This window comes from Sulfitobacter brevis (genome assembly GCF_900112755.1).
In the GTDB taxonomy this organism is placed as follows: domain Bacteria; phylum Pseudomonadota; class Alphaproteobacteria; order Rhodobacterales; family Rhodobacteraceae; genus Sulfitobacter; species Sulfitobacter brevis.
The window spans coordinates 420500-442365 of record NZ_FOMW01000001.1 but is presented as its reverse complement, the minus strand read 5'-3'; the positions used below and the strand labels follow the sequence as shown (position 1 = coordinate 442365).

Genomic DNA, 21866 nt, shown 5'->3' with positions numbered 1-21866 from the left:
CTGATAGATCAACGCGGCTCACTCCCAACCGTAGTTAAAACTCACGGAAACTCGGTCATCCTCGATCATGTTCATCGGGACCTCGTGGCGCAACCAGCTTTCCCAAAGCAGTACATCCCCTGCTTTCGGAGCGATGTAGATAAATGGTCGGAGTTCCTCGCGGGCGTCTTTGGCGCGGCCAGGGGCCGCCATCATCATCGCAAGGCGCGGGTCTTCAAAGCGGATCGCGCTCGCGCCTTCGGGCATAGTGACATAGGTGGTGCCGGAAATCACCGAATGCGGGTGGATATGTGAGGTATGGATGCCGCCTTCCGGGAGAATGTTCAGCCACAGTGAGTCGAGCTTGAGCTTGCGGTCACCTAGATCGAATTGAAGGTCCTTGGCAAAGGATGCCACATGTTTATCGAGCACTTTGACAAGATCTTTGAAGATCGGAAAGCGGTAGGGCAGATCATCCAGCGATGCATAGGAAGTGTAGCCAGCATAGCCGTTTTCCTCACACCAGTCCTGACCGGCCTCATCGTCTTCGGCGATCGAGAAACATGATGCGGTGAGCTCGTCGATGTCGACGGGCTTGCCCTGCTCGGAGAGGGCGGCGTGATAGAGGCGGGTTGCGAAAAGCGATTTGATATCTGACATGAGGGGTTCATAACCGAACCGGTGCGACCCTGCCAGTGATCCTGTGCATCGGGGGGCCATTGGCCTTGATGTACATGGCATGTTGTGAAGCCGCCTAGCACATCGCTTGCTCTGTACAAGTTTCGGCATGAAACAGAACGTCAACAGCCATGCAGGCCGATAAAAGGGTTGCGTTATGGGGGGGCGGGGCGTATTGGCACCTTTCATCATGAACTCCACCAGAATCATGGTCACCCCATCGGGGCCATCTGGTGATGTTGAAAGGAATAGGCGATGAACGCCAAGGAACTACATGACAAGACGCCGGACCAGCTCCGTGACGAACTTGTTAGTCTCAAGAAAGAAGCCTTCAACCTGCGTTTTCAGCAAGCCACCGGCCAGCTGGAAAACCCTTCGCGTCTGCGGAGCGTCAAGCGTGATGTTGCACGCGTGCACACAGTGTTGAACCAAAAAGCCGCTGCCGCGGCGGTCACCGAATAAGGAGCCTGACCTATGCCAAAGCGTATCCTGACAGGCACCGTTACATCGGACGCCAACGAACAAACAGTAACCGTTTCCGTAGAGCGCCGCTTTACGCACCCGGTTCTCAAGAAAACCATCCGTAAGTCCAAGAAGTACCGGGCGCACGATGAGAACAACACATTCAAAGTGGGCGACCAAGTTCGCATCATCGAATGTGCACCAAAGTCGAAAACAAAACGTTGGGAAGTGCTGACTTCGGAAACTGCCGAAGCGTAAGCGCCCTTTAATCGAAACCCTGGGGGAGAAAGCCACGCATCGGCCCCCCAAAGGTCGGGAGAAACCAAATGATCCAGATGCAGACCAACCTGGATGTTGCTGACAACAGCGGCGCTCGCCGTGTTCAGTGCATCAAGGTCCTGGGTGGTTCCAAGCGTAAATACGCATCCGTCGGCGACATTATTGTCGTGTCGGTCAAGGAAGCCATTCCACGCGGTCGTGTGAAGAAAGGCGATGTCCGTAAGGCCGTCGTTGTTCGCACCGCCAAAGAAGTTCGTCGTGACGATGGTACAGCCATCCGTTTCGACCGCAACGCTGCTGTTATCCTGAATAACAACAACGAGCCCGTCGGTACCCGTATCTTCGGGCCAGTCGTACGTGAGCTGCGCGCCAAGAACTTCATGAAAATCATCTCGCTCGCTCCGGAGGTGCTGTAATCATGGCTGCTAAACTTCGCAAAGGTGACAAGGTCATCGTGCTGGCCGGCAAAGACAAAGGCAAAACGGGTTCTATCTCTTCCGTTGATCCAAAGTCGAACAAGGCCATCGTAGACGGCGTGAAAATCGCCATCCGCGCAACACGCCAGACGCAGGACAGCCAGGGCGGTCGCATCCCCAAAGCGATGCCGATCGATCTGAGCAACCTCGCATTGGTTGACGCCAACGGGAAAGCAACCCGCGTTGGTTTCAAAATCGAAGGCGACAAGAAAGTACGCTTTGCCAAAACCACGGGGGACGTGATCGATGCTTGATACTGCAACCTACACGCCCCGTCTCGTAAGCGTCTACCGCGACGAAATTCGCGCCAAGATGAAAGAAGAGTTTGGCTACACCAACGACATGCAGATCCCGCGTCTGGACAAGATCGTCCTGAACATTGGCTGTGGTGCCGAAGCTGTACGTGATAGCAAGAAAGCCAAATCTGCTCAGGAAGACCTGACGCTGATCGCTGGCCAGAAAGCTCTGACCACTCTCGCCAAGAAATCCATCGCCGGTTTCCGCGTCCGTGAGGACATGCCGCTGGGTGCGAAAGTCACCCTGCGCGGCAACCGCATGTATGAATTCCTTGACCGTCTGATCACGATCGCAATGCCCCGTATCCGCGACTTCCGCGGCGTGTCGGGCAAATCTTTTGATGGTCGTGGCAACTATGCCATGGGCATGAAAGAGCACATCGTGTTCCCCGAAATCGACTTTGATAAGGTCGACGAGACTTGGGGTATGGACATCGTCATCGCTACGACGGCGAAAACCGACGCAGAAGCGAAAGCATTGTTGAAGTCGTTCAACATGCCTTTCAACTCGTAAGCGCGGGGAAGGAATTAGATATGGCTAAGAAATCCATGATCGAGCGTGAAAAGAAGCGCGAAGCACTGGTCAAAAAATACGCCGTCAAGCGTGCCGCTCTGAAAGAAATCGTGAGCGACGAGAGCAAGCCGATGGAAGAGCGTTTCCGCGCCTCCCTGAAGCTGGCGAAACTGCCTCGCAACTCTTCGGCTGTGCGTCTGCACAACCGTTGCCAGCTGACAGGCCGTCCGCACGCTTATTATCGTAAACTCAAAATTTCGCGGATCGCGCTGCGGGACCTTGGCTCTTCTGGCCAGATCCCCGGCATGGTCAAGTCGAGCTGGTAAGGAGCGCATCAGATGAACGATCCTATCGCAGATATGCTGACACGCATCCGTAACTCTTCGCTGCGCGGCAAATCCACTGTTGTGACTCCAGCGTCAAAGCTGCGGGCATGGGTGTTGGATGTGTTGGCCGACGAAGGCTACATCCGGGGCTATGAAGAGATGACGGGCGCCGACGGCCACCCCGCCATCGAAATCAGCCTCAAGTACTACGAGGGCGAACCTGTTATTCGCGAGTTGAAGCGGGTCTCTAAGCCCGGTCGCCGCGTCTACATGGGCGTCAATGACATTCCCGTTGTCCGTCAGGGCCTCGGTGTGTCGATTGTCTCCACCCCCAAGGGTGTGATGTCGGATGCTGCTGCACGCTCTGCCAATGTTGGCGGCGAAGTGCTCTGCACCGTATTCTAGGGAGAGAACGATGTCTCGTATTGGTAAAAAACCGGTCGAAATGCCCAGCGGTGTATCCGCTTCGGTTTCCGGCCAGACCATTGAAGTAAAAGGCCCCAAGGGGACCCGTAGCTTCAAAGCAACAGACGACGTGACGCTGACCGTCGAGGATAACGTGATTTCGATCACGCCTCGTGGCAAATCCAAGCGCGCGCGCCAGCAGTGGGGCATGTCCCGCACGATGGTGCGCAACTTGGTGACCGGCGTCACCGACGGCTTCAAGAAAGAGCTTGAGATTCAAGGTGTGGGTTACCGCGCCGCGATGAATGGCAACACCTTGCGGTTGAACCTTGGCCTGTCCCATGACGTTGATTACACGCCGCCTGAAGGCGTCACAGTAACCGCGCCAAAGCAGACCGAAATCATTGTGGAAGGCATTGACGAACAGCTTGTTGGTCAGGTCGCAGCGAACATTCGCGCGTGGCGTAAGCCCGAGCCTTATAAAGGCAAGGGTATCCGCTACAAGGGTGAGTTCGTCTTCCGCAAAGAAGGCAAAAAGAAGTAAGGACCAGGAACATGGCAAACACCAAAAGACAGCTGTTCCTCAAGCGCCGCATGCGCGTTCGGAACAAACTTCGCAAGGTAAACGCAGGGCGCATGCGCCTTTCGGTTCACCGCTCGAACAAGAACATCAGCGTCCAGCTGATCGACGATGTGAATGGCAAAACCATTGCTTCCGCATCGACGCTCGAAAAAGCACTGGGCGTTGTCGGGCACAACAACATCGACGCAGCCACCAAGGTCGGTTCGGCAATTGCCGAACGCGCCAAGAAGGCCGGCGTCGAAGAAGCTTACTTTGACCGGGGCGGTTTCCTGTTCCACGGCAAAGTCAAAGCTGTGGCCGATGCAGCCCGCGAAGGCGGTCTGAAGATCTAAGTGATTGGCCCTCACCCCCGGTTTTGCTGCGGGGTGGGGGCTTTTTTAGCCGTTGAACGGCGGTGCTTTTGCGCCTTCGCTCAACACACCATGGTGAAGGCAGGCTTGCCTGTCTCGATGATCCGGGCCGCTGATCGTGATCGCTGATCACGTCGGGCACCAGGATTGACCAAACAAGGGCACACGCGCCCGTTATCAAGGAGGCCAGCATGGCCAGAGACGACAACAGAGGGGGCAATCGCCGCAACCAGCGCGACGAGACTCCAGAATTCGCAGACCGCCTTGTGGCGATCAACCGTGTGTCCAAGACAGTTAAGGGCGGTAAGCGCTTTGGCTTCGCGGCACTCGTGGTTGTAGGCGATCAAAAAGGCCGCGTCGGTTTCGGCAAAGGTAAAGCCAAGGAGGTCCCCGAGGCCATCCGTAAGGCGACCGAGCAAGCCAAGCGCCAGATGATCCGCGTTCAGCTGCGCGAAGGCCGTACACTGCACCACGATATGGCAGGCCGCCACGGCGCTGGCCGCGTTGTGATGCGTTCCGCTCCAGAAGGTACCGGTATCATCGCTGGTGGTCCAATGCGTGCCGTTTTCGAAATGCTCGGCATCAAGGACGTTGTGTCCAAGTCGATCGGTTCGCAGAACCCGTACAACATGATCCGCGCCACAATGGACGGCCTCCGCAAGGAGCAGTCGCCACGTGCCGTTGCACAGCGTCGCGGCAAGAAAGTCGCCGACATCCTGCGCAGCACGGATGTTAAAATCGACGAACAGAGCGATGTGGCCCATAACAGCCCGTCCGCCTCTGCCACAGCAGACGCGTAAGGAGAGCACATCATGGCTAAGACAATCGTCATCAAGCAGGTCGGCTCCCCGATCCGCCGCCCCGCGAAACAGCGTGCTACGCTAATTGGTTTGGGTTTGAACAAAATGCACAAAACCCGCGAGCTGGAAGATACTCCTTCCGTCCGCGGCATGGTCAACTCGATCTCTCACATGGTTGAGATCATCGAAGAAAAAGGCTGAAGGCAGGGCGCAAGCCCAACTGCAGTGACCTAAGAGCGCTCCGTGGGATACCACGGGGCGTTTTTTTATTTATACTCCGAGTCCTGCGGAAGCCGAATTTGATGTCTTGACGGCTGGGCTTGGAACGATTCAGCTCTGCTGATGATCCGCCCCGGCTTTCTTTCCTCAGCAGACCGCCTCGTGCTTGAGGCTTGCGTGCGTCGCCAGCGCGAGGACCACGGTATTGCCCGTCGGGCAAATGCGATCCTGCTGCTCGACGATGGGGAAAGCTGTGCTCGGATCGCAAAGTTTCTCTACTTGGACGACGATACCATCCGGGGCTGGCATAAAACCTACCTGCAAGATGGTTGGGATGCGCTTGCTTTCGACGGCTGGAAGGGCAGTCAGTCCCGTATGACGCAGGCACAGGAGGCTGCGTTGTGCGCTTGGCTGGAAGCGCGCTTCTGTCGCTCGACGGTCGAGATCAGGGCCCATGTCTCGGCTGAGAGCGGTCTGAACTATTCCCATTCTGGCTGCATCAAACTTCTCGCCCGACTGGGCTTTGAATGCCGCAAGCCCAAGCCCCTGCCGCGCGTGGCATCAGCGGAAAAGCAGGCCGCTTTCATCGCATTCTACGGGCGCCTGATGCGTGAGTTGCCCGCAGATGAAGCTGTCTACTTCGCCGATGCGGTGCATCCGGAATACCAGACCAAGCCTGCGTTTGGTTGGGTGAAGGTTGGATCAAATCCAGCGGTTCTCAGCACGGCAGGGCGTGGTCGTGTGAACATTCATGGGGCTGTGAACCTCGAAACCTTCGATGCACCCTTTGTCGAGCCCACAACCGTTGATGGGGTCAGTGCTGTACAGCTTCTGACCAAGATCGAGGCGCGCAATCCTGACAAGCGCATCATTCATGTCATCTGGGACAACGCTGCCTACCACAAAGGGCCCGATGTCAGAGCCTTCCTCGCCAGGACAGCTTGCCGTATCCATCTGATCCAGCTGCCGCCCTACTGCCCTCATCTCAATCCGATTGAGCGGCTTTGGGCCGTCTTGCATCAATACGTCACCCACAATCGCTACTACCCAAGTCAGAAGCAGTTAGCCGACGCCATCCTTGCATTCATGCGTGAAACCATCCCACAGGAATGGACGAAATTCCGCGACAAGGTCTCAGACAACTTCCGGGTCATAACCCATGATAACTTTCGGGTTTTGAAGTAGAAGCGGTATAGCACCTTCAGGCATCCCTAAACTCGCCACTTGATCCCGCAGCGCCCCCCCGCTATACGCCCCCGGTGGCACTCCATGTGCCGCCTAGAATCGTAACGCCGCGTCTGCTCACTCCCGTCGCTGGGGAGCATGTCCGGCAAGAGGAGAAGCGACATGAAACTTAATGAACTTTCCGACAACCCAGGCGCGACCAAAAAGCGCAAGCGCGTTGCACGTGGTCCCGGCTCCGGCATGGGTAAAACTGCTGGTCGTGGTATCAAAGGTCAGAAATCCCGTTCGGGTGTTTCGATCAATGGCTACGAAGGCGGTCAGATGCCCTTGTACCAACGTCTGCCAAAGCGTGGCTTTACCAAGCCGAACCGCAAAGACTGGGCCGTTGTTAACCTTGGTTTGATCCAGAAATTCATCGACGCTGGCAAGATCGACGGCAAAAAAGCCATCGACGAGGATGTGTTGGTTGCATCCGGTCTGGTGCGTCGCAAGCTCGACGGCATTCGAGTGCTGGGCAAAGGCGAAGTGACCGGCAAGCTTGAACTGCAAGTGACCGGCGCCTCCAAGTCGGCCATTGAAGCGGTCGAAAAGGCCGGCGGCAAATTGACCGTCAAAGCCCCAAAAGACGCGGCAGCGGCCGAGTGATCCGTCCTTAAGGCTTGTGAGCGGGCGCTGTCCCGCTTACATAACCTCAGGTTTTCCCGAACGCCGCCCGCCGGAAACCGGCCGGGCGGCGTATTCGCAACAGAAAAGAGCCCCACATGGTATCTGCCGTCGAAAACATGGCCGCTAACACAAGCTGGTCCGCATTGGGCAAGGCGACTGATTTGCGGAACCGCATTCTGTTCACCCTTGGTCTGCTGATCGTTTACCGCCTTGGCACCTTTATTCCCGTTCCGGGGATCGACGGTGCGGCACTGCGCGAGTTTATGGACAGCGCGGGGCAGGGCATCGGCGGCATGGTCTCGATGTTTACCGGTGGTGCGCTGGGGCGGATGGGCATCTTTGCTTTGGGCATTATGCCTTACATCTCGGCCTCGATCATCGTTCAGTTGTTGACATCGATGGTGCCAGCGCTTGAGCAGCTCAAAAAAGAGGGCGAGCAGGGGCGCAAGAAAATCAACCAGTACACGCGCTTCGGCACCGTGGCGCTGGCGACCTTGCAATCCTATGGTCTAGCGGTCAGCCTTCAGGCCGGTGACATTGTCGCCGATGGCCAGATGGGCTTTTCGTTCATTGCTGCTTGTATGATTACGCTGGTCGGCGGCACCATGTTCCTGATGTGGCTGGGCGAGCAGATCACCGCACGCGGCATTGGCAACGGTATCTCGCTGATCATTTTCGTCGGCATCATCGCCGAAGTACCTGCTGCGATCGCGCAATTCTTTGCCTCCGGTCGTTCCGGCGCGATCAGCCCTGCTGTGATCATCGGCGTATTGGTGATGGTGATCGCCACTATCATGTTCGTGGTCTTCATGGAGCGGGCGCTGCGCAAGATCCACATACAGTATCCCCGGCGTCAGGTTGGCATGAAGATGTATGACGGTGGTTCGTCCCACCTGCCTATCAAAGTGAACCCCGCGGGCGTTATCCCGGCGATCTTTGCGTCGTCGCTGTTGCTGCTGCCGGTCACGATCAGCACCTTCTCGGGCAACTCCACTGGTCCGGTCATGTCGGTTCTGCTTGCATACTTCGGGCCCGGGCAGCCGCTGTATTTGCTGTTCTTCATGGCGATGATCGTATTTTTCGCCTATTTCTACACCTTCAACGTCAGCTTTAAGCCTGACGAGGTTGCTGAAAACCTGAAAAACCAGAACGGCTTCGTTCCTGGTATCCGGCCCGGCAAGAAGACTTCAGAATATCTCGAATATGTCGTGAACCGCATCCTTGTTCTGGGTTCCGGGTATCTCGTGGCGGTGATGCTGCTTCCGGAAATCCTGCGCGGTCAATTCGCCATTCCGTTCTACTTCGGCGGTACATCGGTCTTGATCGTGGTCTCTGTGACCATGGACACAATCCAGCAGGTCCAGAGCCATCTTCTGGCGCACCAGTACGAAGGTCTGCTTGAACGTTCCCAGCTGCGCGGCAAAGGTGCCGGCAAAGCTAAAGGTCCTCGGAAAAAACGGAGCCCCGTACGTCGATGAATATTATTCTACTTGGGCCTCCGGGCGCTGGCAAAGGTACACAAGCACGTCATTTGGTTGAAGGCCGCAACATGGTCCAGCTGAGCACTGGTGACATGCTGCGCGAAGCCAAAGACTCTGGCACCGAGATGGGCAACATGGTCGCGGGTGTAATGGCGCGTGGCGAGTTGGTCACCGACGAGATCGTCATCGGCCTGATCCGCGAAAAGCTTGAGAGCGATACGACCCACGACGGTTTCATCTTTGATGGCTTCCCCCGTACGCTGGAGCAGGCGGATGCTTTGACAAAGCTCATGGCCTCACAAGGCAAAACGCTGGACGCGGTTGTCGAGATGCGGGTCGATGATGAAGCATTGGTCGAGCGGATCACGGCACGTTCCACCTGCGCCAACTGCGGTGAGGTCTATAATGACATCACCAAACCGATCCCTGCGAACGGCAAATGCACCAGCTGCGGCAGCACCGAGTTCAAGCGCCGCGCTGATGATAACGAGGAAAGTCTCAAGACCCGCCTGATGGCCTACTACAAGCAGACCTCGCCGCTGATCGGTTATTACTACTGCAAAGAGCTTTTGAGCGTTGTTGACGGGCTTGGCGCCATCGACACCGTGAAGCAAAGCATCGCGGGTGTATTAGATAAATAGGCGGGCACGGCGCTGCCTCTTCCGCTTTGGGGAGGGGCATGCGCCGTCTTCGCAAGCCGATCCCCGCTCATGTCTTGACGCTCTATTAAAAACCCCATAGTCAGCGACATCTCGACGACGAATCAATTGCGGATTTGACTTTAAACTTTTCCGTAAGATCACCTGATCAGCCGAGCCCGATGCGCCCTATTCGCCTCGGGCTTATGTTGTGAAAAAAGGGTCTGGTGTAACGGACCCGCAACGATAAAAGGAACATGACACGTGGCACGTATTGCCGGCGTAAACATCCCGACTGCAAAGCGGGTTCCAATCGCCCTCACATATATCACTGGTATCGGTAACTCTTCCGCAGAAGCGATCTGCGAAGCTGTTGGCATCGACAAAACACGTCGCGTCAACGAACTTTCCGATGCTGAAGTCCTGGCCGTGCGCGAGCACATCGACGCGAATTACACCGTCGAAGGTGACCTGCGTCGCGACACCCAGATGAACATCAAACGTCTGATGGACCTTGGTTGCTACCGTGGCCTGCGCCACCGTCGTAACCTGCCGGTTCGTGGTCAGCGTACCCACACCAACGCTCGCACTCGCAAAGGCCCCGCAAAGGCCATTGCTGGTAAGAAGAAATAAGGGAGGGTTTGACCAATGGCACGTGAAAAGACACGCGTTAAGAAGAAGGTTTCCAAGAACATCGCCGCAGGTGTGGCGCATGTGAACTCCTCTTTTAACAACACAAAAATTCTGATCTCAGATGTTCAGGGCAACGCAATTGCATGGTCCTCAGCCGGCACCATGGGCTTCAAAGGGTCGCGTAAATCGACGCCTTATGCCGCTCAGATGGCCGCTGAAGATGTGGGTCGCAAAGCACAAGACCACGGCGTGAAAACGCTGGAAGTTGAAGTGCAAGGCCCCGGTTCGGGCCGTGAAAGCGCACTGCGCGCCTTGGCTGCTGCCGGTTTCAACATCACGTCGATCCGTGATGTGACCCCGATGGCGCACAACGGTTGCCGTCCGCCCAAGCGCCGCCGCGTCTAAGCGACAGATTTTCCACTTGGGGCCGCGTGGTGACGCGCGGCCCCACTCCGCATTTTTGAAACCTCGAGCGTTTGTGCCGTCTGGACATGGGGCGCGGACTAGGATGGAGGGACGCATGATCCACAAAAACTGGGCTGAACTGATCAAGCCACAACAATTGGACGTCAAGCCGGGCAACGACCCGGCCCGTCAGGCCACCGTGATGGCCGAGCCGCTTGAGCGCGGCTTTGGTTTGACAATGGGCAACGCCCTGCGTCGCGTGCTGATGAGCTCGCTTCAGGGGGCCGCGATCACCTCTGTACAAATCGACAACGTGCTGCACGAGTTTTCCTCCGTGGCCGGTGTGCGTGAAGACGTGACCGACATCATCCTGAACCTCAAAGGCGTTTCCATCCGTATGGAAGTCGAAGGGCCAAAGCGCCTGTCGATCTCTGCCAAAGGTCCGGGCGTTGTCACTGCGGGTGACATCTCCGAATCTGCCGGTATCGAAATTCTGAACCGTGAGCACGTAATCTGCCACCTCGACGATGGTGCGGACGTGTACATGGAGCTGACCGTGAACACCGGTAAGGGCTATGTTTCGGCTGAAAAGAACAAGCCGGAAGATGCGCCTATCGGCCTGATCCCGATCGACGCCATCTATTCGCCGGTCAAGAAGGTCAGCTATGACGTCCAGCCTACCCGTGAGGGACAGGTTCTGGATTATGATAAGCTGACCATGAAAGTGGAGACCGACGGGTCAATCACGCCGGATGACGCGGTGGCTTTTGCTGCACGCATCCTGCAGGACCAGCTGGGCATCTTCGTGAACTTCGACGAGCCTGAATCCGCATCGCGTCAGGACGACGACGACGGTCTGGAATTCAACCCGCTGTTGCTCAAGAAGGTCGACGAGCTGGAACTGTCTGTTCGTTCGGCAAACTGCCTGAAGAACGACAACATCGTCTATATCGGCGATTTGATCCAGAAGACCGAAGCCGAAATGCTGCGCACGCCGAACTTTGGCCGCAAGTCCTTGAACGAGATCAAGGAAGTGCTGTCAGGTATGGGTCTGCACCTCGGCATGGACGTCGAGGACTGGCCACCGGACAACATCGAAGACCTCGCCAAGAAGTTTGAAGATTCGTTCTAAGAAATAAGGGGTGGGTCACAGCCCACCCTTTTGGACGACCGGGCATTTGCCCCAAGGAGAGTTGGCGCTACGCACGCCAGCCGGACAAAGTAAAACGGCCCGTAGAGGGCATATTTGGAGATAGAAAATGCGTCACGCACGTGGATACCGCCGCCTGAATCGTACTCATGAGCACCGCAAGGCGCTCTGGGCTAACATGGCAGGCTCGCTCATTGAACATGAGCAAATCAAGACAACCTTGCCGAAAGCCAAGGAACTGCGTCCGATCATCGAAAAGCTGATCACGCTGGCCAAACGCGGCGATCTGCACGCCCGTCGTCAGGCAGCGTCCAAGCTGAAAGAAGACCAGTACGTCGCGAAACTGTTCGAAATTCTCGGACCACGCTACAAAGACCGTCAGGGTGGCTATGTCCGCGTCCTGAAAGCCGGGTTCCGCTATGGTGATATGGCACCGATGGCGATCATCGAGTTTGTGGATCGTGACCGCGATGCCAAAGGCGCTGGCGACAAAGCCCGTCTGGCCGCAGCCGAGGCTGCTGGCGAATAATCAAGGCCGCATATTGCGCCCCGAAGAGCCCCGCCAATGTGCGGGGCTTTTTGTTTTTGCGGCTGCGTCGGGATATTTTGGGTCGAAAAGAGGAGGGGTGTTGCGCCCGCCAGTTTGGCTGCGCATATCATGGGCTATGAAATATACACTTATCCTTTTGATGCTGTTGGGCCTGCCATTGTCGGCACAGCCAGTTCCGCAATCCGCTGCGCAGATGCAGTTGAGCTTTGTCCCCTTGGTCAAAGAGGCCGCCCCTGCGGTGGTCAACATCTATGCCAAGATCATGACCGCGCCGCAGCGTACGCCCCTGCAATCTGATCCGTTCTTCGAGCGGTTCTTTCGCGATCCGTTTTCTGAGAAGCCTCGGGTGCAGAACTCTCTGGGGTCAGGGGTGATCCTATCGGCGGACGGTATTGTCGTATCGAATTATCATGTGGTGGGGATGGCGACGGAAATCCGCGTTGTTTTGAATGACAGGCGCGAGTTCATTGCCAAAGTTTTGTTGGGGGATGCGGATGCGGACCTTGCGATCCTCAAAATTGAAGCGCCGGAACCCTTGCCATTTCTAGCATTGCGCGAAAGCGAGACGGTTGAGGTGGGCGAGCTTGCACTGGCGATCGGCAATCCGTTCGGGGTTGGCCAAACCGTTACCAGCGGGATCGTGTCGGGTCTGGCGCGGTCAGGCGCGGGCGGAGGCAATTCCGGCTTGGGGTATTTCATCCAGACCGATGCGCCGATCAACCCCGGGAACTCGGGCGGTGCCTTGATTGATGTGGCGGGGCGGTTGATCGGAATCAACACCTCGATCTTGACGCGCTCGGGCGGGTCAAACGGGATCGGCTTTGCGATCCCTGCTGACCTCGTCTCCGCCTTCGTGGCGCAGGCGCGGGCAGGCGAGGTGGCGTTTGGCCGGCCTTGGGCGGGAATCAGCGGGCAGCCGGTAGACAGTGATATGGCAGCTCCCTTGGGGCTTGATCGGGCAGGAGGGATCATCGTTTCGGGACTGCATGCGGCCAGCCCGTTTCGTACTGCAGGGCTTCAGGTTGGCGATGTGATCATCGCGGTGGACGGCCAGCCCGTGCACACGCCTGCGGAAATGGTCTACCGGATGAGCGTGGCGGGGCTGGGCCGCGCTGCCGAGATCGCCTATCTTCGCAATGGCGCGAGCGGCACGATGCAAGTCGATCTGATCGCCGCCCCCGATCAACCGCCGCGTGATCTGCGGACCTTCAGTGATCGCAGCGTGTTGCCAGGTTTGGTCCTGTCGCGGATCAATCCGGCGGTGATCTCCGAGATGAACTTGCCGCTGGAAACCATGGGAGTGGTGGTGGCCGAGGCGGGGCCTTTGGCACCGCGGATCGGGATCCGGAGCGGCGATGTAATCTTGGCGGTCAACGGTGTTGAGGTCACGCATCCAGATCAGGTCGGGCGGCTTTTAAATAGTCGGCAAAAGCGGGTCCAGATGATGATTCAGCGTGGCGACAGGCGGCTATCGCTGCGGTTTCGGGTCTGATCATGGCGGATCTTTTCGACAGTGGAGCGGCTCCCGCGGAAAATCTGCACCGCCCCCTCGCTGACCGGTTGCGGCCCAAGACTTTGGCGGAAGTGATCGGACAGCAGAAGGTATTAGGATCCGAGGCGCCGCTTACGGCGATGCTTGCGGCGGGAAGCTTGTCGTCGCTGATTTTCTGGGGGCCGCCGGGCGTTGGCAAAACCACCATCGCGCGGTTGCTGGCAGATGAGACTGATCTGCATTTTGTCCAGATCAGCGCGATATTCTCCGGCGTGCCGGAACTGCGCAAGGTGTTCGAGGCCGCCAAACTGCGGCGGCGCACGGGGCAGGGGACGCTGCTGTTCGTTGATGAAATTCACCGTTTCAACAAGGCGCAGCAAGACGGCTTTCTGCCGCATATGGAAGATGGCACCATCCTTTTGGTTGGCGCCACCACCGAAAACCCGAGTTTTGAATTAAACGCGGCCGTGTTGAGCCGCGCGCAGGTTTTGGTGCTAGAACGGCTGTCGCATGAAGATCTGGAACAATTGGCGCAGCGGGCCGAGGGCGAGTTGGACAAGCCGCTGCCGCTGGAGCCCGAAGCGCGCGAGACACTGTTGGACATGGCCGATGGTGACGGGCGCGCCCTGTTGAACCTGATTGAGCAGGTGGCGGCATCGAAAGTTGCGGGAACGCTGGACAAAGCGGCACTGGCCAAACGGCTGATGCGCCGGGCCGCGCAATACGACAAAGGCGGCGACGCGCATTACAATCTGATCTCGGCGCTGCATAAATCGGTGCGCGGCTCCGACCCTGATGCGGCGCTTTACTGGTTTGCGCGGATGTTGGAGGGCGGCGAAGATCCGCGCTATCTGGCGCGGCGCATTACGCGGATGGCGGTAGAAGACATTGGTCTTGCCGACCCACAAGCGCAGGCGTTTTGTTTACAAAGTTGGGAGACATACGAGCGGCTTGGCAGTCCCGAAGGGGAGCTGGCCTTGGCGCAGGCGGTAACCTATCTGGCGCTCGCACCGAAATCCAACGCGGGCTATGTGGCCTATAAGGGCGCGCGCAAGGCCGCACGCGAAACCGGATCGGAGCCGCCGCCGAAGCATATTCTGAATGCGCCGACCAAGATGATGAAGGAACAGGGCTTTGGCGCGGGCTATGCTTATGACCATGACGCAGAGGACGGGTTCTCGGGGCAGGACTATTTCCCCGAAACCATGGCCCGTCCGACGCTCTACCAGCCTGTCGAGCGCGGGTTCGAGCGTGACTTGAAAAAGCGGCTCGATTATTTTTCAGGGCTGCGGGCCAAGCGCAAAACTTGACTCTGCGCGGTGCAAGCGCGAAGGGGTGCGGATGATTTCAACCATGTCCCTTGTTGCCCTTGGTGGCGCTGTCGGTGCTACGCTGCGCTATCTGTTTGGCGTGGGCGTGATGCGCCTGACGGGGCCGACCGACTTTCCGCTGGCGATCGTCACGGTTAATATTATCGGGTCGTTTCTGATGGGTGTTTTTGTGGTCGCCGCTGCGCATCGCGGGCTGACCCATTTGAGCCCGCTGGTGATGACGGGGGTGTTGGGGGGCTTTACGACCTTTTCGGCGTTTTCGCTGGAGACGGTGAATTTGATTGAACGAGGGCAGATCACCAATGCCGCGCTTTATGTGTTGGCCTCGGTGGTGCTATCGGTTTTGGGACTAACATTGGGCCTCTGGCTCGCACGGGGTATATTCGCATGAGCAGGGTTCAGATTTTGACGGTCGAGGATGGCGACGGGGAGCAGCGGTTGGACCGCTGGTTCAAGCGCAAGTTTCCGCTGATCAATCAGGGGCATATCGAGAAGCTGTGTCGCAAAGGCGATATCCGCGTCGATGGCGGGCGGGTCAAAGCCAATACGCGCCTTGAGGTCGGCCAGCAGGTGCGGGTGCCGCCACTGCCCGATACCGAAGCGCCGTCGCCGCCCAAACGCACGCGGGTGTCGGATGCCGATGCGAAATTCATCCGGTCTTGCGTGATTTACCGCGACGATTACATCATCGCGCTGAACAAACCTCCGGGCTTGCCAGTACAAGGTGGGTCGGGCCAATCGGACCGCCATGTTGATGCGCTGGCCGAGGCGCTGATGTTTGATCTGGATGAAAAGCCCCGCTTGGTGCACCGGTTGGACAAGGATACCTCGGGCGTTCTGATCATGGCGCGCACGCGGTCGATTGCGGCGGCTCTTACGTCGAGCTTCCGGCACCGCCAAACCCGCAAGATTTACTGGGCTGCCATCGCAGGTGTGCCGCATCCGAAAAACGGCACCATCAAGTTTGGCTTGATGAAGGCGGGCGGCCACGGCGCCCGCGGTGAAGGTGAAAAGATGATTGCTGTGCACCCCAATGAGGTCGACAGCACCGAAGGTGCCAAGCGCGCGACCACTGACTATGCCGTGCTCGCGCAGGCCGGTACGCGCACCTGTTGGGCCGCGTTGATCCCCGTCACGGGCCGGACGCACCAGTTGCGGGCGCATATGGCCGAGATCGGGCACCCGATTGTCGGGGATGGCAAATATGGTGGGTCGGGGCAGGACAACATGGGCGACGGCTGGGGCGCACAGCTGGGCGGCGACATCTCGAAAAAGCTGCACCTTCATGCCCGCTCGCTGTCGCTTGAGCACCCTGTCACCAAAGCGCGGCTGCAACTGATCGCGCCACTGCCCGATCATATGGCCCGCACATGGGAGACCTTCCAATGGGCACCGTCAGATGTGCCCGACGACCCGTTCGAGGAGGATTGGGGGTAATGGCGGCTGGCGCGCACAAAGAGCTGTCATTGCGATGAGCGATTGGAAGATGAAACGGTTCTGGACCGAGGCCGCCGTGGTGCCCGCCGAGAACGGCTTTACAGTGGAGCTGGATGGCCGCCCGATCCGCACCCCTGCCAAACGCCCGTTGATCCTGCCGACAGAGGCGATGGCCCATGCGGTTGCCGCCGAATGGCAGGCGCAGGAGGGGGTGATCAAGCCCGACACCATGCCGGTGACCAAAACCGCGAATGCGGCGTTGGATAAGGTCGCGACACAACACGCCGAAGTGGCCGAGATGCTCGCGGCGTACGGGGATAGTGATCTGCTCTGCTACCGCGCAGAGGCTCCCGCTGAACTGGTGGCGCGCGAAGCTGCGGCTTGGGATCCGATGCTGGATTGGGCCGAGGCGGAGCTGGGCGTGCGCCTTGAGCCGCGCACTGGGATTGTCCACAAGCCCCAAGACGTCGATGCGCTGGCCGCTTTGTCGGCTCAGACCCATGCGCTGAGTGATTTTCAGCTGGCCGCCTTTCATGATCTGGTCAGCCTGTCGGGCTCTCTGATCTTGGGGTTTGCTGCCGCGCGTGGCGGTCACGATGCCGGTCAATTGTGGGATATCTCGCGGCTGGACGAGATCTGGCAGGCGGAGCAATGGGGCAAGGACGACGACGCCGAAGCCAAGGCAGAGGTGAAACGCGAGGCATTCCTACACGCCAAACGGATGTTCGAGCTGTCCTGAAGCGCTGATTTCGTTGCGGAATATGGATGCGATTGCACTTAGTTTGTGAGCCGCGCCCGTTTTCACTCTGTGTTTTCGCACCTATGCCGCGTTACCGAAGGGTAGCGTGCGGAAAAGCAATCTATTATCGTCCACACACCCTTGACCTTCAAACTGGAATCCGACCAAACTGCGGGCCACTGATCAGCGATTATTCACTGTGAGGTATCACCACCGGTGTCGAATGATCCCGGTTTAACCGCCCAACTACGTGGCGGACTATCAGGAAGAGGTAATAATGAAAAAATCTGTAATTTTTGGCGCGCTCACAGTTGCTGGCCTTACGGCCGGTGCTGCCGGTGCAGCCACACTCGATGACGTCAAAGCACGTGGCAAGCTGAACTGTGGTGTGACCACTGGCTTGGCCGGCTTTGCTGCGCCAAATGCGAACGGCGAATGGGAAGGCTTTGACGTTGCAGTTTGCCGCGCCGTTGCCGCCGCCGTACTCAGCGACAAGAACGCTGTCGAATTCATCCCGACAACCGGCAAGACCCGCTTCACAGCGCTTGCTTCGGGTGAAATCGATCTGCTGGCCCGTAACACCACATGGACCTTCAGCCGCGACACCGACCTCAAGTTCGATTTTATCGGCGTGAACTACTATGACGGTCAGGGCTTTATGGTTCCTAAAGCTTTGGGCGTTTCCTCGGCCAAAGATCTGGACGGCGCAACTGTCTGCGTCCAGACCGGTACAACAACCGAGCTGAACCTCGCGGATTTCTTCCGTGCCAACAACATCAGCTATGAGCCAGTTCCAATCGAAACCAACGCCGAAGGCCAGCAGCAGTACCTTGCCGGTGCCTGCGACACCTACACCACGGATGCTTCCGGTCTGGCCGCGACACGCGCGACCTTCGAAACACCCGGCGACCACATCCTGCTGCCCGAAATCATCTCCAAAGAGCCACTTGGCCCGCTTGTGCGCCACGGCGACAACGACTGGGGTGATATCGTGCGCTGGACTCTGAACGCGCTCGTTGCGGCAGAAGAGCTGGGCATCACGTCGGCCAACATCGAAGAGATGACAGCCAACACCACCAACCCAGAAGTTGCCCGTATGATGGGCACCGAAGGCGACTTGGGCAAAATGATCGGTCTGGACGCTGAATGGTCCAAACGTGCGATCATGGCCGAAGGCAACTACGGCGAAATCTTTGCCAAGAACATTGGCGAAGAGACACCGATCGGTCTGGCACGTGGCCTGAACGCTCAGTGGACAGACGGCGGCCTGCTCTACGCACCACCGTTCCGCTAAGAACTGACTGCCAGAGGGCGCGGGGATCATCCCCGCGCCCTTTGCGCCCATGGTGCCGCCTGACAACGGGGGGCATGACGACAATAGATGAACCCGGCCATGCATCGCAAAGATGCGCATAATAAAAAGGCCAGGGACACAGGGAACAGTTTCATGACAACACTCACCGACCCTGACAAGGAGTCGTTCCGCCTTTCGATGCTGCTGTATGATACGCGGTACCGATCCATCACCATGCAGGTTATTGCATTGGGGCTTCTGGTGGCGGCCTTCTGGTTTCTCGGGTCCAACCTTGCGGCGAACCTTCGCGCGGCGGGCCTGAATATCTCATATAGTTTTCTAGGGGCTCCGGCGGGTTATGACATTAACCAGACGTTGATCCCCTATACCAGCCGTTCTTCGAACCTGCAGGCTGCATGGGTCGGGATCATCAACACCCTGCTGGTCGCATTTCTTGCCTGCATTACGGCCACGATCTTCGGCGTTATCGCCGGTGTGCTGCGGCTGTCGAATAACTGGCTCGTGCGCAAGCTCATGGCGGTCTACGTCGAGATTTTCCGCAACATTCCGGTGCTGATCTGGATCCTGATCATCTATACGATTATGACGGTTTCCACGCCTGCGCCAAACGCGTTCCGCGGCGAAACGCCCACATCGACGATGTTCCTTGACGCCTTCGCCTTTACCAATCGCGGCGTTTATATCCCTGCGCCGGTCTGGGGTCCGGGCTCGATGGTGGTGGTTGCGACCTTCGTCCTCTCGATCATCGGCGTGTTTGCCTACCGCCGCTACGCGACCAAGCTCTTGTTCGACACCGGACGGCTGTTGCCAACCTTCTGGCCCTCGGTCGCGATCTTTTTCCTGCCGTCGATTTTGGTGTTCTTTGTCATGGGATCACCAATCGGGTTGGAATATCCCGCGCTCAAAGGCTTTAACTTTCAAGGCGGCATCCAGATCGGCGCGCCGCTGATTGCCCTGTGGTTTGCCCTGTCGATCTATACCGGTGCTTTCATTGCGGAAAACGTCCGTGCGGGCATTCAGGCCGTATCGCGCGGCCAATCCGAAGCTGCAGCGGCCTTGGGCCTGCGTCCCGGTCGGATCATGAACCTTGTGGTTTTGCCACAGGCGTTGCGGGTTATCATCCCGCCGCTGATCTCGCAGTATCTGAACATCACCAAGAACTCCTCACTAGCGATTTTGGTGGGCTACGCCGACATCACCGCGACGCTGGGCGGGATCACCCTGAACCAGACCGGACGGGCGATTGAATGTGTAACGCTCCTGATGATCTTCTATCTGATCATTTCGCTGACGATCTCCTTCGGGATGAACATCTACAACAACTCCACCAAATTGAAGGAGCGTTGAGCGATGTCTGATACACATGCTGAATCTGTCGCCTTCGTGCGCGAAACTGCCCTGCCACCGACCGCCCCTCCAATGGCGGCGTCGGGTCCGGTGCTTTGGGCCCGCACGAACCTTTTTGCGACATGGCCAAACGCCATCCTGTCCATTGCTGCGGCCTATGTGATCTATCTGATCCTTGCCGCGACATTGCCTTGGATGCTGAACGGGGTCTGGACAGCCGACAGCCTGCGCGGCTGCCGCGAGGTTCTAGACGGGACGAGCGGCGCCTGCTTCTCGGTCCTGACAGAACGCTGGAACCAGCTTCTGTTCGGGTTCAATTACCCCAGCGAGCTGTACTGGCGCCCGACATTGGCCTTTGTGCTGTTGTTTGTTGCAGCAGCCCCCGTGCTGTTCTTCGATCTGCCGCGCAAGCTGCTGATCTTTACAGGTCTTTACCCCTTCTTGGCTTATTGGCTGATCTGGGGCGGCACAATCTTCATTCCGCTGGTCGCGCTGATCGGCGTGATCGTGGGCTATGCCGTCTATGACCGTCTGGTTAAGCGCAACTTCGCCTTGGGGTTCTTTAGCGGAATCGCGGCGGCTGCGGTGGTCTGGTGGATCGGCGGCGCGTTGATCGAACAGTTCGCCTTCGGTGCTCCGATGATGGAGGAGATTGCCAGCCGCAACTTGGGTGGCTTCATGCTCAACATGATGTTGGGTGTCACCTGTGTGTCATTGTCGCTGCCGATTGGCGTCGCGCTGGCGCTGGGGCGGCAATCATCGCTGCCGGTGGTCAAGATGATCTGTGTGGTCTTTATTGAGTTCATCCGTGGCGTGCCGCTGATCACTTTGCTTTTCGTGGCAAACGTGATGCTGGCGTATTTCTTCCCGCCCGGCTCGGGGGTCGACCTGTTCCTGCGGGTGGTGATCATGATCACCATGTTCTCTGCGGCCTATATCGCCGAGGTGATCCGTGGCGGTCTCGCAGCCTTGCCAAAAGGGCAATACGAGGCCGCAGATTCTCTGGGGCTGGATTATGCGCAATCAATGCGTCTGATCATCCTGCCGCAGGCGCTCAAGATCTCCATTCCCGGTATCGTGAACATCGCGGTGGGTCTGTTCAAAGACACCACATTGGTCTCGGTAATTTCGCTGTTCGATATCGTCGGCATGATCCGGGGTCCGATCCTCGCATCCACCGATTGGGCAGGCGTCTACTGGGAGCTCTTCATGTTCGCAGGCGGGATGTTCTTCATCGTGTGCTACGGCATTTCTCAATATTCGCAGTGGCTGGAACGCCGCCTTGCAACAGATCATCGTTAAGAAAGGGCTGAGATATGGCCGAAGCTAAACAGATGCAGGTATCCGACGAAGTCGCGATTTCCATCCAGAAGATGAATAAATGGTACGGCACTTTTCACGTGCTGCGTGACATTGACCTGACCGTGCACCGTGGTGAACGCATCGTGATCTGTGGCCCGTCAGGGTCCGGTAAGTCGACGCTGATCCGCTGTATCAACGCGCTCGAAGAGCATCAGAAGGGCCGGATCGAGGTGGACGGGACCGTGCTGTCCTCCGACCTCAAGAACATCGACAAGATCCGGTCGGAAGTCGGCATGTGCTTTCAGCACTTTAACCTCTTCCCGCACCTGACGATCCTTGAAAACTGTACGCTTGCGCCGATCTGGGTCCGCAAGACACCCAAGAAAGAAGCCGAAGAAATCGCGATGCATTTCCTTGAGAAGGTGAAAATTCCGGATCAGGCGCTGAAGTATCCGGGACAGCTTTCGGGTGGTCAGCAGCAGCGTGTGGCGATCGCGCGCAGCCTGTGCATGCGTCCGCGCATCATGTTGTTCGATGAACCAACATCGGCGCTCGATCCGGAGATGATCAAAGAGGTTCTCGACACCATGATCGAACTTGCCGAAGAGGGCATGACGATGATCTGCGTCACGCACGAGATGGGGTTCGCCCGTCAGGTTGCCAACCGCGTGATCTTTATGGATGAGGGCCAGATCGTCGAACAAAACGAGCCTGAAGCCTTCTTTAACCACCCGCAGTCGCCTCGGACCCAGCTGTTCCTCAGCCAGATTCTCGGCCACTGATACAATGTGCCGCGGGGGGAGGGCGGTGCCTTCCCCCCGCGGCGAT

At 57.8% G+C, this 21866-nt stretch carries 29 protein-coding genes; 28 read left to right on the top strand and 1 reads right to left on the bottom strand.

What is annotated here, in order from left to right:
* Positions 1 to 18 precede the first annotated feature (18 nt).
* Positions 19 to 639, bottom strand: a complete 621-nt coding sequence (locus BM174_RS02265; RefSeq protein ID WP_093922184.1) for a TIGR02466 family protein — start codon at positions 637 to 639, stop codon at positions 19 to 21.
* Between the two features lie 273 nt (positions 640 to 912).
* Between BM174_RS02265 and rpmC the strand changes: the two genes are divergently transcribed.
* The 28 genes from rpmC to BM174_RS02125 all read left to right on the top strand — a co-directional run bounded on the left by rpmC (position 913) and on the right by BM174_RS02125 (position 21820).
* Complete coding sequence (rpmC, locus tag BM174_RS02260) at positions 913 to 1119, top strand: 50S ribosomal protein L29 (protein ID WP_093922183.1); 207 nt, start codon at positions 913 to 915, stop codon at positions 1117 to 1119.
* Between the two features lie 12 nt (positions 1120 to 1131).
* On the top strand, positions 1132 to 1377 hold the full coding sequence (rpsQ, locus tag BM174_RS02255; RefSeq protein WP_093922182.1) for a 30S ribosomal protein S17: 246 nt from the start codon (positions 1132 to 1134) through the stop codon (positions 1375 to 1377).
* A 68-nt stretch (positions 1378 to 1445) separates the two neighbouring features.
* Complete coding sequence (gene rplN, locus BM174_RS02250; RefSeq protein WP_007118848.1) at positions 1446 to 1814, top strand: 50S ribosomal protein L14; 369 nt, start codon at positions 1446 to 1448, stop codon at positions 1812 to 1814.
* A gap of 2 nt (positions 1815 to 1816) precedes the next feature.
* Positions 1817 to 2128, top strand: a complete 312-nt coding sequence (gene rplX, locus BM174_RS02245) for a 50S ribosomal protein L24 (RefSeq protein WP_093922181.1) — start codon at positions 1817 to 1819, stop codon at positions 2126 to 2128.
* Positions 2121 to 2684 (top strand): 50S ribosomal protein L5, encoded by a 564-nt coding sequence (rplE, locus tag BM174_RS02240; RefSeq protein ID WP_093922180.1) that lies wholly within the window; start codon positions 2121 to 2123, stop codon positions 2682 to 2684. The genes rplX and rplE overlap by 8 nt, the downstream gene beginning before the upstream one ends.
* Before the next feature lie 20 nt (positions 2685 to 2704).
* Positions 2705 to 3010: a 30S ribosomal protein S14 gene (rpsN, locus tag BM174_RS02235; protein WP_093922179.1), complete on the top strand. Its 306-nt coding sequence runs from the start codon at positions 2705 to 2707 to the stop codon at positions 3008 to 3010.
* A 12-nt stretch (positions 3011 to 3022) separates the two neighbouring features.
* Positions 3023 to 3415, top strand: a complete 393-nt coding sequence (gene rpsH, locus BM174_RS02230; RefSeq protein WP_093922178.1) for a 30S ribosomal protein S8 — start codon at positions 3023 to 3025, stop codon at positions 3413 to 3415.
* Positions 3416 to 3425: 10 nt separating this feature from the next.
* Entirely contained in the window at positions 3426 to 3959 is a 534-nt protein-coding gene (rplF, locus tag BM174_RS02225; protein ID WP_093922177.1) for a 50S ribosomal protein L6, read from the top strand.
* A gap of 11 nt (positions 3960 to 3970) precedes the next feature.
* Positions 3971 to 4330: a 50S ribosomal protein L18 gene (gene rplR / locus BM174_RS02220; RefSeq protein WP_093922176.1), complete on the top strand. Its 360-nt coding sequence runs from the start codon at positions 3971 to 3973 to the stop codon at positions 4328 to 4330.
* Positions 4331 to 4539: 209 nt separating this feature from the next.
* Positions 4540 to 5148: a 30S ribosomal protein S5 gene (gene rpsE / locus BM174_RS02215; RefSeq protein ID WP_093922175.1), complete on the top strand. Its 609-nt coding sequence runs from the start codon at positions 4540 to 4542 to the stop codon at positions 5146 to 5148.
* Between the two features lie 12 nt (positions 5149 to 5160).
* On the top strand, positions 5161 to 5349 hold the full coding sequence (gene rpmD / locus BM174_RS02210) for a 50S ribosomal protein L30 (RefSeq protein WP_093922174.1): 189 nt from the start codon (positions 5161 to 5163) through the stop codon (positions 5347 to 5349).
* Positions 5350 to 5490: 141 nt separating this feature from the next.
* Positions 5491 to 6552 (top strand): IS630 family transposase, encoded by a 1062-nt coding sequence (locus tag BM174_RS02205; RefSeq protein ID WP_093922173.1) that lies wholly within the window; start codon positions 5491 to 5493, stop codon positions 6550 to 6552.
* A gap of 162 nt (positions 6553 to 6714) precedes the next feature.
* Complete coding sequence (gene rplO / locus BM174_RS02200; RefSeq protein WP_093922172.1) at positions 6715 to 7197, top strand: 50S ribosomal protein L15; 483 nt, start codon at positions 6715 to 6717, stop codon at positions 7195 to 7197.
* 116 nt (positions 7198 to 7313) lie between these two features.
* Positions 7314 to 8696: a preprotein translocase subunit SecY gene (gene secY / locus BM174_RS02195; RefSeq protein ID WP_093922171.1), complete on the top strand. Its 1383-nt coding sequence runs from the start codon at positions 7314 to 7316 to the stop codon at positions 8694 to 8696.
* Positions 8693 to 9340, top strand: a complete 648-nt coding sequence (locus BM174_RS02190) for an adenylate kinase (RefSeq protein ID WP_093922170.1) — start codon at positions 8693 to 8695, stop codon at positions 9338 to 9340. Before secY ends, BM174_RS02190 begins: the two co-directional genes overlap by 4 nt.
* Before the next feature lie 261 nt (positions 9341 to 9601).
* A complete protein-coding gene (rpsM, locus tag BM174_RS02185) occupies positions 9602 to 9970 on the top strand; it encodes a 30S ribosomal protein S13 (RefSeq protein ID WP_093922169.1) in 369 nt (122 codons plus the stop codon).
* 15 nt (positions 9971 to 9985) lie between these two features.
* Positions 9986 to 10375, top strand: coding sequence for a 30S ribosomal protein S11 (rpsK, locus tag BM174_RS02180; RefSeq protein WP_093922168.1), 390 nt, complete (start codon positions 9986 to 9988; stop codon positions 10373 to 10375).
* Between the two features lie 115 nt (positions 10376 to 10490).
* Positions 10491 to 11507 (top strand): DNA-directed RNA polymerase subunit alpha, encoded by a 1017-nt coding sequence (locus BM174_RS02175; RefSeq protein WP_093922167.1) that lies wholly within the window; start codon positions 10491 to 10493, stop codon positions 11505 to 11507.
* A 127-nt stretch (positions 11508 to 11634) separates the two neighbouring features.
* Positions 11635 to 12054 (top strand): 50S ribosomal protein L17, encoded by a 420-nt coding sequence (gene rplQ, locus BM174_RS02170; protein WP_093922166.1) that lies wholly within the window; start codon positions 11635 to 11637, stop codon positions 12052 to 12054.
* Positions 12055 to 12190: 136 nt separating this feature from the next.
* Positions 12191 to 13567, top strand: coding sequence for a trypsin-like peptidase domain-containing protein (locus BM174_RS02165; RefSeq protein WP_093922165.1), 1377 nt, complete (start codon positions 12191 to 12193; stop codon positions 13565 to 13567).
* 2 nt (positions 13568 to 13569) lie between these two features.
* Positions 13570 to 14877, top strand: a complete 1308-nt coding sequence (locus BM174_RS02160; protein ID WP_093922164.1) for a replication-associated recombination protein A — start codon at positions 13570 to 13572, stop codon at positions 14875 to 14877.
* A gap of 31 nt (positions 14878 to 14908) precedes the next feature.
* Positions 14909 to 15289, top strand: a complete 381-nt coding sequence (gene crcB, locus BM174_RS02155) for a fluoride efflux transporter CrcB (RefSeq protein ID WP_093922163.1) — start codon at positions 14909 to 14911, stop codon at positions 15287 to 15289.
* Entirely contained in the window at positions 15286 to 16335 is a 1050-nt protein-coding gene (locus tag BM174_RS02150; protein ID WP_093922162.1) for an RluA family pseudouridine synthase, read from the top strand. The genes crcB and BM174_RS02150 overlap by 4 nt, the downstream gene beginning before the upstream one ends.
* 34 nt (positions 16336 to 16369) lie before the next feature.
* Entirely contained in the window at positions 16370 to 17074 is a 705-nt protein-coding gene (locus tag BM174_RS02145; protein ID WP_093922161.1) for an ATP12 family chaperone protein, read from the top strand.
* Between the two features lie 277 nt (positions 17075 to 17351).
* Positions 17352 to 18368: an amino acid ABC transporter substrate-binding protein gene (locus tag BM174_RS02140; protein WP_093922160.1), complete on the top strand. Its 1017-nt coding sequence runs from the start codon at positions 17352 to 17354 to the stop codon at positions 18366 to 18368.
* Positions 18369 to 18521: 153 nt separating this feature from the next.
* On the top strand, positions 18522 to 19736 hold the full coding sequence (locus BM174_RS02135; RefSeq protein ID WP_093922259.1) for an amino acid ABC transporter permease: 1215 nt from the start codon (positions 18522 to 18524) through the stop codon (positions 19734 to 19736).
* 3 nt (positions 19737 to 19739) lie between these two features.
* A complete protein-coding gene (locus tag BM174_RS02130; protein WP_093922159.1) occupies positions 19740 to 21038 on the top strand; it encodes an amino acid ABC transporter permease in 1299 nt (432 codons plus the stop codon).
* Between the two features lie 14 nt (positions 21039 to 21052).
* Complete coding sequence (locus BM174_RS02125; protein ID WP_093922158.1) at positions 21053 to 21820, top strand: amino acid ABC transporter ATP-binding protein; 768 nt, start codon at positions 21053 to 21055, stop codon at positions 21818 to 21820.
* Positions 21821 to 21866: the final 46 nt, after the last annotated feature.